Raw genomic sequence first — 14248 nt, 5'->3', positions numbered from 1 at the left:
CCACGGCGACGCCCTGCCGCGTCAGGGCGGTCGCGATCGCCCGGCCGATCCCCGCGCCACCGCCCGTCACGAAGGCTCGCTTGCCCGCGAGTTCGGCAAGCACGGGAGGCGTGACGGAGACAGCCGGCATGGTCGTATTCTCTCTGCTTGATGGCGGAACGCATTTTGTTGATATCGAGATGCATACCAATAAAATCGAACACTGCAAACATATTTTTGTTTGAAAATGTTTGATCATGCGGTAGTGTGAAGATCAGCAGACCGCTTCGTCGGCGGCTTACCCACCGGATACATCGATGGCAGACGACACCACCCTTCCTGAGACATCGCCGCATGGCGCACCGCGCGACGCCGATCGTCAGCGCCTTCTCGCGCACGACCGGCAGGCACGCATCCTGGCTTTGCTGCGCCGGACGGGGTCGCTCACCGTCGCCGCGGCAGCGGCCGAACTTGCCGTTTCCGACATGACGATCCGCCGCGATCTCGTCGAACTGGAACGCGAGGGTAGGCTGGTCCGAATCCATGGCGGCGCGATCGAGGCCGACAACCCGCCGCTGGTCGCCATGGACAGCGAAGAGCCGAGTTTCGATTCGCGCTTGCGCCAGCGCCGCGACCCGAAGGCCGCGATTGCCGCGGCCGCGGCCGCGCTGGTTTCGGGATACCGCACGATCGCTTTGGATGTCGGCACCACCACCTATCTGATGGCCGAGCACCTCAGGGACCTTCCGCACGCCAAGGTGTTCACCAACAGCCTCAGGATCGCGGCGGCGCTGAATGGCGGTGTGCCCGAAGTCTATGTTGCCGGCGGCCGCGTACGGGCCGACGAGATGTCGACCGGCGGGCCTGCGGCCATCGCCCAGTTCGAGGCGCTGTGGTTCGATGTCGCCGTGATCGGCGTCTCCGGTATCACAGCGGACGGCCTCTTCGATTATTCCTTCGATGATACCGATATGAAGCGCGCCTATCTGAGGCGGTCAGGCACCAAGATCGTCCTGTGCGATTCCGCCAAATTCCTGCGCATGTCGCTGGTGCGGATAGCGCCACTGTCGGACTTCGACATCCTCATCACCGATGCCGAGCCGCCGGCCAAGATCGTCGCGGCGCTCGCCGCGGCCAAGGTCGACCTGCGCATCGCGCCGCCACTGACGCGCGACTGAGGCGCGCCATTTTCACTTTATCCCCAAGGAGAAGACTCGATGGTATTTGAATTTTTCGGCGACAAGAAGAAGGCTGTCATCTCGATGGCACATATCGGTGCCCTGCCGGGAACGCCCCTCTATGATGCCGATGGCGGCCTCGACAAGCTGATCGATGGCGTACTCTCCGACATCCGCAAGCTGCAGAACGGCGGCGTCGATGCCATCATGTTCGGCAACGAGAACGACCGCCCCTATGTCTTCAAGGCGCCGCCCGAGGGCATTGCCGCCATGACTGCCATCGTCCAGGCGGTGAAGCCCGAGCTGAGAGTGCCGTTTGGCGTCAACTATCTCTGGGATCCGACTGCCAGCGTCGCGATCGGAGCTGCCACCGGAGCCCGTTTCGTGCGCGAGATCTTCACCGGCCTGTTCGCTTCCGATATGGGCTTGTGGGAGCCCGATTGCGCCGCCGCCTCGCGCCTGCGGCACAACCTTGGTCGCGACGACATGAAGCTTCTCTTCAACATCAATGCCGAGTTCGCACACTCGCTCGACCAGCGCCCGATTGAATTGCGTGCCAAGAGCGCGGTGTTCTCGTCGATGGCAGACGCGATCCTCGTCTCCGGTCCGATCACCGGCCAGCCGGCCGACCAGTCCCACCTGCGCAGCGTCTGCGAGACGATCAAGGACGTGCCGGTCTTCGCCAACACCGGCGTGAACATCGACAATGTCCGCGACGTCCTTTCGCTGGCGAGCGGCGTCGTGATCGGGACCCATTTCAAGATCGGTGGCAATACCTGGAACGCCGTCGACGGCGATCGGGTCAAGCGCTTCATGGATGTTGTCGCCACTTTGCGCTGAGGACGGCTTCCACGGCGATGCCGGCCATCGCGCCGGCTCGCGGTGATCATATCGATCGTTGCAGGCCGGCGTCCGGAATGATCGACTGGTATCGAGCAGTGCGACACAACGAGGCAGACAGGTTTCGCCCGCCTGCCCTTCCCAGCATTTCAATGGATTCGACATGGCGTTCGTTCTCGGTCTCGATATCGGCACCACCTCGACGATCGGCATCCTGATCCGGCTTCCCGATCAGGTGCTGGGCCTCGCCTCGCGCCCCGTCACGCTGCATTCCGAGCATGCGGGCTGGGCCGAGGAAGATCCCGCGCAATGGTGGACCAATGTCCGCGACATCGTGCAGGAGTTGCTCAGGACCAGCGGCATCAAGGCCGAGGAAATCGTGGCGGTCGGCACCACCGGCATGCTGCCGGCGGTCGTTCTTCTGAACGAGAAGGGCGAAGTGCTGCGGCCGAGCATCCAGCAGAGCGACGGCCGCTGTGGCGCCGAAGTGGCCGAACTGCGGACCGAATGCGATGAGACGGCTTTCATCGCCAAGGCCGGCAACGGCATCAACCAACAGCTCGTCACCGCAAAGCTGCGCTGGATTGAGCGTCACGAGCCGGAGGTGTTCAGCCGCATCGCCACCGTTTTCGGCTCCTACGATTATATCAACTGGCGCCTCACCGGCGAACGTGCGGTCGAGCAGAACTGGGCGCTGGAGGCCGGCTTCGTCGACGTTTCGACGCACCGGATCGACGACGATCTGGTGGCGCTCGCGCACATACCGCGCTCGGCCGTGCCACGAAAGATCGCCTCGCATGAGATCCTCGGCTCCGTCTCGGCGAAGGCCGCCGATGAGACAGGCCTGATGGCGGGAACACCGGTCGTCGGCGGTGCAGCCGACATGATCGCCTCCGCGCTTGGCGCCGGCGTCGCCAAGCCGGGCGATGTCCTCCTGAAATTCGGCGGCTCGGTCGATATCCTGATCGCTACCGATCAGATCAAGCCCGATCCGCGCATGTATCTCGATTATCACCTGGTCCCGGGCCTGTTCATGCCCAATGGCTGCATGTCGACAGGCGGCTCCGCCCTCAACTGGTTCGTACGCAATTTCGCCGGCGGCGAGATGGCCGCGGCACAGGCCGAGGGTATTTCCGTACACCAGCGGCTCGATGCGCTGGCGGCAGAGCGTCCCGCCGGTGCCGACGGCCTCATCATCCTGCCCTATTTCCTTGGCGAGAAGACGCCGATCCATGATCCAGCGGCCCGCGGCGTGATCGACGGCCTGACGCTTTCGCACGATATCGGCCATGTCTGGCGCGCTTTGCTCGAGGCCTATGCCTTTGCCATCGCGCATCATGTCGAGGTGCTCAACGACATGGGCCATCGGACCGAGCGCTATCTCGCCTCCGACGGCGGCTCAAGCAGCAAGGTCTGGATGCAGATTGTCGCGGATGTCTTGCAAAAGCCGGTCCAACGCCTGACCGGGCACCCCGGCTCCTGCATCGGCGCTGCCTGGACGGCGGCGATAGGCACCGGCCTGACCGACGACTGGTCGGGCGTTTCCGGTTTCGTCAGCTTCGCCGACCGGCTCGATCCCGACCCGCGAAAGGCCGACATCTACCGCGACGGTTACCGCCGCTATCGCGATCTCTATACACGCCTATCGGCTCCTGGCGCGACCAAAGCGGGATCGCCATCGTGATGTATCGCGCCGTCGCCTGGGACATCGACGGAACGCTGATCGACAGCGAGCCGTTGCATCATCAATCTCTCCTCGCCGGCTGCCGCAACTGGAACGTCGATCTTGACGACCTGCCCGACCAAGCCTTTCGCGGCATCCATATGGGCGACGTCTGGACAATGCTGCGTCCGCGCCTCCCAGTCGGGCTTGACCAGGCGGAGTGGCTCGCCGCCATCAATGCCCACTACGTCGCCAACCGGGCGGACGCCATCCCGATCCCCGAGGCGGTCGAGACGATCCGGACCCTGGCTGACCGCGGCGTCCCGCAGGTCTGCGTGTCAAATTCCGGCCGGCAAGTCGTCAATGCCAATCTGGATGCGCTCGGCGTGCTCGACCATATGAGCCTCACAATCAGCCTCGACGACGTTACGGTCGGCAAACCCGACCCAACGCCCTATCGCGAGGCCTGCCGGCAGCTCGCCATAGCTCCGGGATCCGTCGTCGCTGTGGAAGACAGCCGCACCGGCACCAAGGCCGCACGGGCCGCCGGTCTGTTCGTGGTTGGCTATCTCCCCAGCGGCGGCCCGCTCAGCGACATCGATCTCAGTGCCAACCGTCTGTCGTCGATCCTGGACCTGTTTCCCGGCTGAGGGTTTGCGCGTCGCCGCGTCCGGGTGCGCGCTTGGGCAAGCCGGAGGATCGGGCGTCCGCCGGCTGGTCCCAAGCGAATGCCTTGGCAGGAACCAACGAACGTTGGACCGGGTTCCGCTCGTTCCGCATTCGCCTTGCGTCTCGCCGAGCGAGCGGTCCATGCCGCTCGGTCTGCGCAAGTGACGGGATATTTGTTGTCAAAAGCTGCATATCCCGTTTCTCGCATAGGTCAGAGAAGATTTTCTCGCATCTCCATGATGCCTCTCAACCATTTGTTTTCCAGCATTTTTTTAATCCGGCATGATTGGCTCGCGCCGACCAATGCCAGAATTCCTCTTGCGCCGAAGCTGAATTTTAGGCATTCAGGATCAAGTTTGTATCTTTAACATGCAAACCTGATTATCGGAGGATCTGAATGCGGCGTCTTGGTATCCATTCATTTGTCTGGACAAACGGCCTGACCCAGGAGGGCCTGGAAATGGCACTCGCCAAGTCGGCGGATCATGGTTACCGGCTGATCGAGTTCGCTTATCTGCGGCCCGAGAAATTCGACCTCGACCGCCTGGCGAAGCAAGCCAAGGAACTGGACATCGAGATCGTGGTCACGATGGGCCTGTCGGCGGATGCGGACGTCTCGAGCGAGGACAAGGCCGTGGTCACCAAGGGAAAGGCGCTCTTGTCCGACGCGGTCAAGGCGGTCCGCGACATCGGCGGCATCCGATTGGGCGGCATTCTCTATTCGATGCACGGCAAGTATGACGGGCTGCCCACGCGAACCGGCTGGATGAACAGCGCCGACGCCATCGCCGCGACAGCCGAGGTGGCCAGGGATAGCGGCGTGCAGATCGTTCTGGAAGTGGTGAACCGCTTCGAGTCCAACCTCTTGAACACGACCGCGCAAGGCCTGAAGTTCATCAAGGACACCGGCCGCGACGACGTCTTCCTGCATCTCGACACGTTCCACATGAACATCGAGGAGGCGAGCCAGGCCGAGGCGATCCGTCTGGCTGGGGACAAGCTCGGTTATTTCCACTTCAACGAGAACTACCGCGGCTATCTCGGCACCGGTACGATCGATTTCGCGAGCATCTTTTCCGCGCTGGTGGACATTGGCTTCCACAATCGCGACGTCACCTTCGAGAGCTTCTCCAGCGCCATCGTCGATGAAGCCCTGTCGCGTGTGTGCGGCATCTGGCGCGACACCTGGACCGACAACAATCCGCTCGCCGCGCATGCCAAGGCTTTCATCGAAAGCCGTTGGGAAGAAGCCGTGCGCCGGGCCGAGATCAACAAGGCTGCCTGAAGACGAAAGGGCTGCGGGCCGACAAGCGCCCGCGCCATCTCATCCCGAGGAGGACGGGAAGATGACGCAGAACGAAGCTATCACCAACGAGAACGGCGCCACCGCGCCGCTTCTCCTCAGCGCCGAAAATGTCGCGAAGAGCTTTGCAGGCGTTCCCGCCCTGGTCGACGGGCGGATTCGGTTGCGCGCCGGGACGGTCAATGCCTTGTGCGGTGGCAACGGTGCCGGCAAGTCCACCTTCCTCGGCGTGTTGATGGGGATGCTGCGGCGCGACGCCGGATCCGTCACGGTGAAAGGCCGGGAGGTGAATTTCTCCTCCCCCGCCGAGGCGCTCGATGCCGGTATCGCCATCATCACCCAGGAGCTCAGCCCGTTCCTGGACATGACCGTCGCCGAGAACCTCTATCTCGGCCGCGAACAGCGGCGCGGCCGCTTCTTCGTCGACGACAAGTGCATGCTAAGCGACGCGGAGGCGATCCTGGCGCGGTTGAAATTCAACATCCCCGCTGGTGCGCGGTTGCGCGATCTTTCGATCGCGCAGGCCCAACTCGTCGAGATCACCAAGGCAATCAGCCGCCGCAGCGACATCCTGATCATGGACGAACCCACCTCGGCCATTGGCGAGCGCGAGGCGCAGATGCTGTTCGACGCGATCCGCACTCTGACCGCGGAGGGCGTAGGCATCATTTATGTCTCGCACCGCCTGACCGAGATCTTCGAGATCGCCGACGATTATACGGTCTTCCGCGACGGCCGTTTCGTAGGCGGCGGATCGATTTCCGAAATCGACCGCAAGGGCCTGATCCGGTCGATCGTCGGCCGCGACCTGTTGGACCATCATCGCGAACCGAAGGATACCGGCCCGCAGAAACCCTTGCTCGAAGCCCGCGGCTTTGCATCGAAGGGAAAGTTCGCCGACATCGACATGACCGTTCATGCGGGAGAGATCGTCGGCATATACGGGCTTCTCGGCTCCGGTCGCAGCGAGTTCGTGAATGCGCTCTACGGAAACGAGCCGCGGGATTCCGGCCAGGTGCTGATCGAGGGCAAGCCCATCGATCTCAAGACGCCCGCCGATTCCATCGGCGCCGGCATTTCGCTGGTCACGGAGGACCGCAAGCAGACGGGCCTGTCACTGACCGCGTCGGTCGCCCACAACATCACCGTGGCCAACCTGCCGCATTATGCGCGCAAGGGCTTCATGAACGGATCGGCGGAAGGCAGGAGCGTGGTCGAGCACATCAAGCGCTTCTCCATCAAGACGGCGTCGCCGGACCTGCCCGTCCAATCCCTGAGCGGCGGCAACCAGCAGAAGGTTGTCCTTGCGCGCTGTGTCGACACCAACCCCAGGATCCTGATCTGCGACGAGCCGACACGCGGCGTCGACGAAGGCGCCAAGCGCGAGATCTATGCCTTCCTCGGCAATTTCGTGAAGGCGGGAAACGCCGTGCTGATGATCTCGTCCGAGGTGCCCGAAATCCTCGCCAATGCGGATCGCATCGTCGTTTTTCGCCGGGGCCGCATCGCAGGCGAGGTCGCCGGACCCGAGGCCACCCAGGAAACCCTCGTTCATCTGGCTTCCTAGCCAGACGATCCATTTCGTGGAGAAGAATCCAATGGTATCCGCCAGTCAAAGCATGAGCGGCATGAGCCTGGGAAAGTTCATCGCCCGTTATGGCATCGTCATCTCGTTTATCCTCCTGTTCGTCGTGTTGTCGCTGGCGTCGCCGAACTTCCTGTCCACCAACAATCTGCTGAACGTTCTGCGGCAGGTCTCCATGAACGGTGTGCTGGCTGTCGGCATGACCTTCGTGATCCTGACGGCCGGCATCGATCTCTCCATCGGTTCGCTCCTGGCGCTGGCCGGCGCCGTGGCGGCCAGCCTGGTCACCGGCGCGGATGCGTTCAATCCGCTCCTAGCAGTCGCGGCCGGCGTCGCCGTGGGCGCGCTTTGCGGCGCCGTCAATGGCGGGCTGATCGCCTACTTCAAGGTGCCGGCCTTCGTCGCCACGCTCGGAATGCTGAGCGTGGCGCGCGGCGCGACGCTGCTTTACAGCGGCGGCCGCCCGATTCCCAATCTCAGCCTCGAATTCCGCTGGCTCGGCCAGGGTCTCGTGCTCGGCATACCGGTACCGGTGATCATTTTCGCCGTCGTCTTCGCTGTCGCGGCAATCGTCCTGCGCTACTCCATTTACGGAAGACGGGTCTATGCGGTGGGCGGAAACCCGCGCAGCGCGAAGACGAGCGGCATCAACACCACCGGCATCATCTTTTCGGTTTACGTCATCATGGGCGCGCTGGCCGGTCTCGCGGGTGTCATGCTGACGGCCCGCACCACGTCCGCCCTGCCACAGGCGGGCATCGGCTACGAACTCGATGCCATCGCGGCGGTGGTCATCGGCGGAACAAGCCTCACCGGAGGTATCGGCCGCATCGGCTATACGCTGGTGGGCGTGCTGATCATCGGCATGATCAGCAACGGTCTCGATCTGATGGGGGTGTCCTCATACTACCAGCAGATCATCAAGGGTTCGATCATCGTCCTCGCGGTGCTGATCGACCGCTCCCGAGCCGGGAGAGAGTAACAGGCGCAAGCGGCGCGGCCGCACGCAACATGGAGGAAATGCACATGAAAACGACAAGACGCTTCCTGATGGGAGCAGCGGCCGGCCTTGCCCTTGCAGGCATGGTGTTCGGGGGGAGTTCGGCCGACGCCAAGACGTTGAAGATCGCGGCGATCGTCCAGAGCCTCAACACCGAGTACAATGTTCTGTGGGCCGATGCCGCCAAGGCGCACCCCGCGCTTGCGGACGGTACCGCCGCGCTGACAGTTCTCGACGGTCGCCAGGACGTGCTGACGCAGTCGAACCTGTTCGACACAGCCATCACCGAAAAATACGACGCGATCATCTTCATCCCGGTCGACATCGACGCCGGCAATGAACCGATCGAGCGCGCGAAGGCAGCCGGCATCCCGGTGTTCGGCTCCAACACGATGGTTTCCAACACCGCGCTCTACGACGCCTACATCAATTCCAACGATGTCGAGGCCGGCGAAATGCTGGCCAAGGCGGTGATCGACAAGGCCGGCCCGCAGGCCAAGGTCGTGATCCTGGAAGGGATGCTGGGCCAGTCGGCCCAGGTACAGCGGCTTGAAGGGATCCAGAAGGTGCTGAAGGAAAATCCCGGAGTGACCATCCTGGAGCAGAACACCGCCAACTGGTCACGCGCCGAGGCCATCACGCTGATGGAGAATTTCCTGACCTCGCATGGCGATGCGATCCAGGGCGTCCTGGCCGAAAACGACGAGATGGCCGTCGGCGCCATCGAGGGCATCCGCAACCACGGCCTGGATCCCAAGACGGTTCCGGTCGCCGGCGTGGACGGCATCAAGGACGCGCTTGAAGCCGTCAAGCGTGGCGAACAGTCGATGTCCATCCTCCAGGATGCCAACGGACAGGCGCAAGGGGCGATCGACCTCGCGCTGCACAAGATCGTCGGCGACAGCTACAAGCCGCGCGCGGCTGTCTGGGACGTAAACGGCGGCAAGCTCGCCTGGAACGACGGCAAGGACCAGCATTACTACGTGCCGTGGCTGGCGGTGACCTCCGAGAATGTCGACAAGGTGCTTGTCGGCAATTGACGCTCCAACAGGAGGATGCCGCTCGCTCGCGGCATTCTCCTTCGCGTCCGGCGCAGCGGGAATTGCTTGCTTCCGACATCAGGCGGTTCATTCTTTGAGGACTTTGCGTTGCCGGAGGAAAAACAAGCTCGGGTGAAGTATAGGCTGGGAACGAACATGCGGAGTCCGCCATGAACCATGTAACCTTCGCCAGCAGCTCGCCTCGCAGGATCCGCCAGAGCAATTCGGTAGCGACGCTGAACGCGCTCCACCGCTTCGGCCCTTTGAGCCGGGCCGATCTCGCCAGGCATATGGGGGTCAACCGCTCGTCCGCCGGCAATATCGTCCTGGAGTTGGTCGAGGCCGGACTCGTTCGCGAAGTAGCGGAGAACGATGTCGCGAATCCGGCGGGCCAGCCCAGGGCCGGAAGACCGGGTATCCTCGTGGAAATCGTGCCTGAAGCCGTTTTCTTCGCCGGCATAGAGATCGGTGTCGAACATATGACATGCGTCGAGATCGATCTCGCGGGCAAGATCGTTCGCAGCGCCATGACGCGCTTCGAAGGACACGACAGCGATCCGGAGGCCGCGGTCCACATGGCGATCGAACAGGTGTTTCTCGAGATGCGGAAGGATAGCCTGGCGCGATGTCAGGGCATCGGCATCGCGGTGCCCGGACAAATGAACCAGGACGGTTTCATCCACGTCGCACCGATCCTGGGGTGGCGCAATGTCGATCTCACAGGCCTTGCCCGCAGCCTTCTTCCGGCCGAGATCCCGGTATCCGCGGAAAATGACGGCAACGCATTCGGCATCGGCATCACATACAGCCAGCCGGAAGCGGCGAGCGGCGTCACCTTCTTCATGGTCATCGAGAACGGTGTCGGTGGCGGAATTGTCATCGACGGCAAGTTGTTCCGCGGCGGCAATGGCCTGGCCGGAGAAGTCGGCCACCTCAAGACACGGAACCCGACATACCGGAATCTGGAGCAGGCCTTCGGGCGCGACCGCATCCTGTCATCCTATCGCCAGTACAGGCCGGACGCCGACTTGGACTTGTTCCTGCGTGACGTCCGCGATCGTGTTCCTCAAGCGGTGCAGCTCGCCGAAGAATGGGCTGTCTTGTTCGCATTTGCAGTCGTGCAGATCTCGCGGCTGATCGACCCGAACCGCATCGTGCTGGGCGGGTCCGTCGCGGAATTGTATCCATTGGTCGCCGCACGGGTCGACGCGCATATCCGCGAGCTCCAGGCCGCGACCTTTCCTATCCCCGAGATCGTTTTCAACGAGAGCGCCATCTATGGAGCTGCCTTCGGAGCCGCTTGCATGATGCATCAGCGCTTCATGTCGCTCGACAACCAGATGCTCAACAAGGACGCGGTTTCCGGTCCAGACGCCTCGGCGTCGTGAAACCGCAAACGACACCACACCTAGGATTGGACGCTTGATGAACGACCTCCCCCAAACGCTTGCACCGGACTCGCTCGGGCCAACCGTGACGATTGGAGAAATCCTGGTAGAGATCGTCGCGAGGCAGACAGGCACCGGTTTCCGGGAACCGATCGACCTCATTGGCCCCTTTCCGAGTGGCGCGCCCGCCATCTTCATCGATCAATGCGCGCGTATGGGCGGAGCGGCGGCAATGGTGGGCGTGGTGGGCGACGACGATTTCGGCGCGGTCAACATGGAGCGCCTGAAGCGAGACGGCGTAGACACTTCCGCCATCGCTGTTTCCGCGGATTATCCGACGGGCAGCGCCTTTGTCCGCTACCGCACGGACGGAAGCCGCGATTTCGTCTACAACATCGCCAAATCCGCCGCCGCTCGACTGGAATGGACCCCGCAGGTCGAGGCGCTGATCGCGCGTTGCGGGCATATCCACGTCATGGGAACGGTGTTCGCAAGCCCCGCGGCCTGGGCGATCACCGAACGCGCGATCCCGCTGATCAAGGCACGCGGCGGCACCATGTCGCTCGATCCGAACCTGCGCAAAGAATTGCTGGCGCACGGCCAGACCGAGGAGAAATTCGCGAGCCTGGTGGACAAAGCGGACCTGCTGCTGCCGTCGGGCAATGAATTGTTCCTGGCCGCCGGCATGGATGGCGAGGAACGCGCAATCGAGGCGCTGTTCAAACGAGGGGTCAAGGAGATCGCCGTGAAGCGTGGCGAACATGGCGCGTCAGCCCGTCAAAGCACGGGCGCCAGTGCCGATTGTCCCGGCCTCATCGTCGAGGAAACGGACCCCACCGGCGCCGGCGACTGTTTCGGCGGAGCCTATGTCGCATGCCGGCGGTTGGGGATGCCGCTGCGGACTTCGCTCGAATTCGCCAATGCGGCAGGGGCGCGCAACGTCACACGCCTCGGCCCCATGGAGGGAGCCGGCACGCGGGCCGAACTGGAAGATTTCATGGCAAGAACGGCGAGAAGAAGCTGATGCGTGTGGCGATCGAAGATGTGCCGGGCCTGCACAGGGAAGGAAAGAAAATCGGGGTAACCTCGGTGTGCTCGGCGCACCCCCTGGTGCTCAAAGCTGCACTGCGCCACGGCCGGGAAACCGGCACCACCGTCCTGATCGAAGCGACGTGCAACCAGGTCAATCATCTGGGCGGTTATACGGGCATGACGCCGTCCGATTTCGCGGCGATGGTGAAAGCGCTCGCGGCAGTCGAGCAGTGCCCGACAGAGCTGATCGTGCTTGGCGGGGATCATCTCGGTCCCAATCCCTGGAAAGACCGGCCCGCCGAGGAGGCGATGGCGCAGGCCGGGACAATGGTCGATGCTTATGTCCGCGCCGGCTTCCGCAAGATCCATCTCGATGCATCGATGGGCTGCGCGGGTGAACCGGCGACGCTAGACGACCATACGGTGGCCGAGCGCGCAGCCAGAATGGCGGGCGTCGCGGAACAGGCGGCCGCGCAGAGCGGCGGGGCAAGCCCGGTCTACATCATCGGGACGGAGGTGCCGCCTCCCGGTGGCGCCGATCACGCTTTGGATGCGATCACCCCGACCAGTCCGGAGGCGGCTCGCCAGACACATGCCATTCACGCCAAAGCATTCCAGGCCGCCGGGCTTGAAAGCGCGTTTTCCCGCGTCATCGGGCTTGTCGTGCAGCCGGGCGTGGAGTTCGGCAACCAGAATGTGATTTTTTACGATCGGACCAAGGCCAGCGATCTGGCGGCAACTCTGAACACATTGCCGTCGCTCATTTTCGAAGCGCATTCGACGGACTATCAGGGCGAGAGGCCGCTGCGTGAACTCGTCGAAGATGGCTTCGCCATCCTCAAGGTCGGCCCCGAGCTGACCTTCAAACTGCGCGAGGCGCTGTACGCGCTCGACCTGATCGCTTCCGATCTGGTGCCTTTCTATGGCCAGCGGCCGCTTTATCAGGCCATGGAAGAGCTGATGCAAGCCGCGCCCAAGAACTGGGCAAGCCACTATCATGGCAGCGATGCCGACAAGCGGACGCTGCGCCACTACTCCTATTCCGATCGCATCCGATATTATTGGGCGACCCCGCAAGCCCGTGCCGCCTGCGACCGGCTCTTCGACGCGTTGAAGGGCCGCAAGGTGCCGGTGACGCTGTTTCTCCAGCACCTGCCTTCGGCGCTCGCTTGGGCCGCCCGCGGCTGCGACGTCGAGGAGATCGCGATCGATCACGTCCAGCGAAGCATCGAGATCTACGCCCGGGCATGCGGCACCTGAGCCCTCGTCCGGTTCTTCAAGGCCAGAGCGGATGGGCTGGCGGGCGGCAGAAATACTTACAGCGATGGTCCCAATCGGATCGGGCTGCCGTCGCTGAAACGGGATTGACGGAACCTGTGGAGATTGTGCCCGGTCTCGTTGCCCTGGATCAAATCGGACAGGATGCGGCCCATTCCGGGTCCTATGCCGAAGCCGTGGCCGCTCATCCCGGTCGCGACAACGAGGCCTGGGAACGCAGCGGCGCGATCGACGATGGGCACGACATCAGGCATCGCATCGATCATGCCCGCCCAGCTCGCCTTGAGCGGTACGGTCGTGAACTGAGGGAAAAGCTCCCTGAACCCGCCGTCGATGGCGCGGAGCGCCGACGTCTCGGGAGCCGGATTGAGGACGCGCATCCGTTCGAAAGGGCTTTCTTCATCCGCGTTCCAGCTGCGCGGGGTCGACCAGCCGTCCGGGTAGCCTCGCGGCGCGGCCGGCAGGTAGCGTGTGCCGAACGGATTGGCCATCAGGGCGCTGACATATTTGCCTGCATGGCGAAATGCGTCCGGCCCTATGTAGAGTTGGCTGCTGCCTCCCGATGCGAGCGTGTACCCGCCATCCTGCCTGCGCCGGAAAGCGATGCGTTCGTCCGCGGCGGCACCGGCGTGGATTTCCGCCATCGGCGCTGTCGCAGCGACAGTCGCCCTGACGCTGAGCTGCGGAATCGAGATGCCGTGGGCGCGCAGGAACAGCGACGTCCACGCGCCGCTGGCGACGAGGACGCTCGAGGCCGCGATGAGCCCTTTCTCGGTCCAGACGCCACTGATGCGTCCCGCGGAGATGTCGAGCATACGTGCCGCGCAATTCTCGATGATCGTCGCGCCTTCGCGGGCCGCCAGGCGAGCAAGCGCGGGCACGGCGACCCAAGGTTCTGCCCGCATGTCCGATGGAGTGATCATTGCGCCTTTGAACAGTCGCGACATGGCCGGGATCAGGCTTGCCAGCTCACCCTGGTCGAGGAGACGCGTGTCGACGCCATGAGCCTGGGCGATCTTCAGGAATTTCGCGAAGCCGGCCATCTCCTTGTCTGTTCGCGCAAGATAGGTAACGCCCGTCTGCTTCAGTCCTATGTCCTCGCCACATTCCTGTGCCAGTTGCCGCCAGAGGCGCTGCGCTTCGATGACGATCGGCAGTTCGTCGGCATCGCGGCCCTGCTGCCGGATCCAGCCCCAGTTGCGCGAGGATTGCTCGGCGGCGATGCGTCCCTTTTCCAGCAGCGTCACCGAGACGTTCCGCCGCGCCAGGAACAGTGCCGTGGTCACGCCAATG

12 protein-coding genes and 1 pseudogene are annotated in these 14248 nt (G+C 63.3%); 11 read left to right on the top strand and 2 right to left on the bottom strand.

Translation table 11 applies throughout. The features are described 5' to 3' along the window. Positions 1-130 (bottom strand): annotated as a pseudogene (locus tag EN879_RS39780) (3-ketoacyl-ACP reductase); the annotation flags it as partial. Positions 131-296: 166 nt separating this feature from the next. Here EN879_RS39780 and EN879_RS07360 point away from each other — a divergent pair. The 11 genes from EN879_RS07360 (at position 297) to EN879_RS07310 (ending at position 12937) form a co-directional block, all read left to right on the top strand. Next, complete coding sequence (locus EN879_RS07360; protein WP_063170084.1) at positions 297-1157, top strand: DeoR/GlpR family DNA-binding transcription regulator; 861 nt, start codon at positions 297-299, stop codon at positions 1155-1157. A gap of 39 nt (positions 1158-1196) precedes the next feature. Further along, positions 1197-1997 carry a BtpA/SgcQ family protein gene (locus EN879_RS07355; protein WP_024502261.1) on the top strand — a complete coding sequence of 267 codons (801 nt, stop codon included), beginning with the start codon at positions 1197-1199 and terminating at the stop codon, positions 1995-1997. Between the two features lie 163 nt (positions 1998-2160). Then, the gene (locus EN879_RS07350) at positions 2161-3681 is read left to right on the top strand and encodes an FGGY-family carbohydrate kinase (protein ID WP_063170083.1); all 1521 of its coding nucleotides are present in this window, start codon (positions 2161-2163) and stop codon (positions 3679-3681) included. Beyond that, on the top strand, positions 3681-4310 hold the full coding sequence (locus tag EN879_RS07345) for an HAD family phosphatase (RefSeq protein ID WP_082826650.1): 630 nt from the start codon (positions 3681-3683) through the stop codon (positions 4308-4310). Before EN879_RS07350 ends, EN879_RS07345 begins: the two co-directional genes overlap by 1 nt. A 416-nt stretch (positions 4311-4726) precedes the next feature. Next, positions 4727-5614, top strand: a complete 888-nt coding sequence (locus tag EN879_RS07340) for a sugar phosphate isomerase/epimerase family protein (RefSeq protein WP_013530264.1) — start codon at positions 4727-4729, stop codon at positions 5612-5614. A 61-nt stretch (positions 5615-5675) separates the two neighbouring features. Beyond that, positions 5676-7199: a sugar ABC transporter ATP-binding protein gene (locus EN879_RS07335; protein ID WP_063170081.1), complete on the top strand. Its 1524-nt coding sequence runs from the start codon at positions 5676-5678 to the stop codon at positions 7197-7199. 31 nt (positions 7200-7230) lie between these two features. Then, a complete protein-coding gene (locus tag EN879_RS07330; protein ID WP_032898845.1) occupies positions 7231-8199 on the top strand; it encodes an ABC transporter permease in 969 nt (322 codons plus the stop codon). 44 nt (positions 8200-8243) lie between these two features. After that, positions 8244-9257, top strand: a complete 1014-nt coding sequence (locus tag EN879_RS07325; protein ID WP_063170467.1) for a substrate-binding domain-containing protein — start codon at positions 8244-8246, stop codon at positions 9255-9257. A gap of 170 nt (positions 9258-9427) precedes the next feature. Further along, positions 9428-10645: an ROK family transcriptional regulator gene (locus EN879_RS07320; protein WP_024502254.1), complete on the top strand. Its 1218-nt coding sequence runs from the start codon at positions 9428-9430 to the stop codon at positions 10643-10645. A gap of 37 nt (positions 10646-10682) precedes the next feature. Further along, positions 10683-11669: a sugar kinase gene (locus EN879_RS07315; RefSeq protein WP_063170080.1), complete on the top strand. Its 987-nt coding sequence runs from the start codon at positions 10683-10685 to the stop codon at positions 11667-11669. Continuing rightward, positions 11669-12937, top strand: a complete 1269-nt coding sequence (locus EN879_RS07310; protein WP_032898842.1) for a D-tagatose-bisphosphate aldolase, class II, non-catalytic subunit — start codon at positions 11669-11671, stop codon at positions 12935-12937. The genes EN879_RS07315 and EN879_RS07310 overlap by 1 nt, the downstream gene beginning before the upstream one ends. A gap of 56 nt (positions 12938-12993) precedes the next feature. On the opposite strand, the gene EN879_RS07305 is transcribed toward EN879_RS07310, so the two are convergent. Beyond that, entirely contained in the window at positions 12994-14247 is a 1254-nt protein-coding gene (locus EN879_RS07305) for an FAD-binding oxidoreductase (protein WP_245493805.1), read from the bottom strand. Position 14248: the final 1 nt, after the last annotated feature.

Origin of the sequence: Mesorhizobium sp. M7A.F.Ca.AU.002.02.1.1 (assembly GCF_003998535.1) — a bacterium.
GTDB lineage: Bacteria > Pseudomonadota > Alphaproteobacteria > Rhizobiales > Rhizobiaceae > Mesorhizobium > Mesorhizobium ciceri.
The sequence above is the reverse complement of the archived record's forward strand: the minus strand, read 5'-3'. Positions and strand labels throughout refer to the sequence as shown.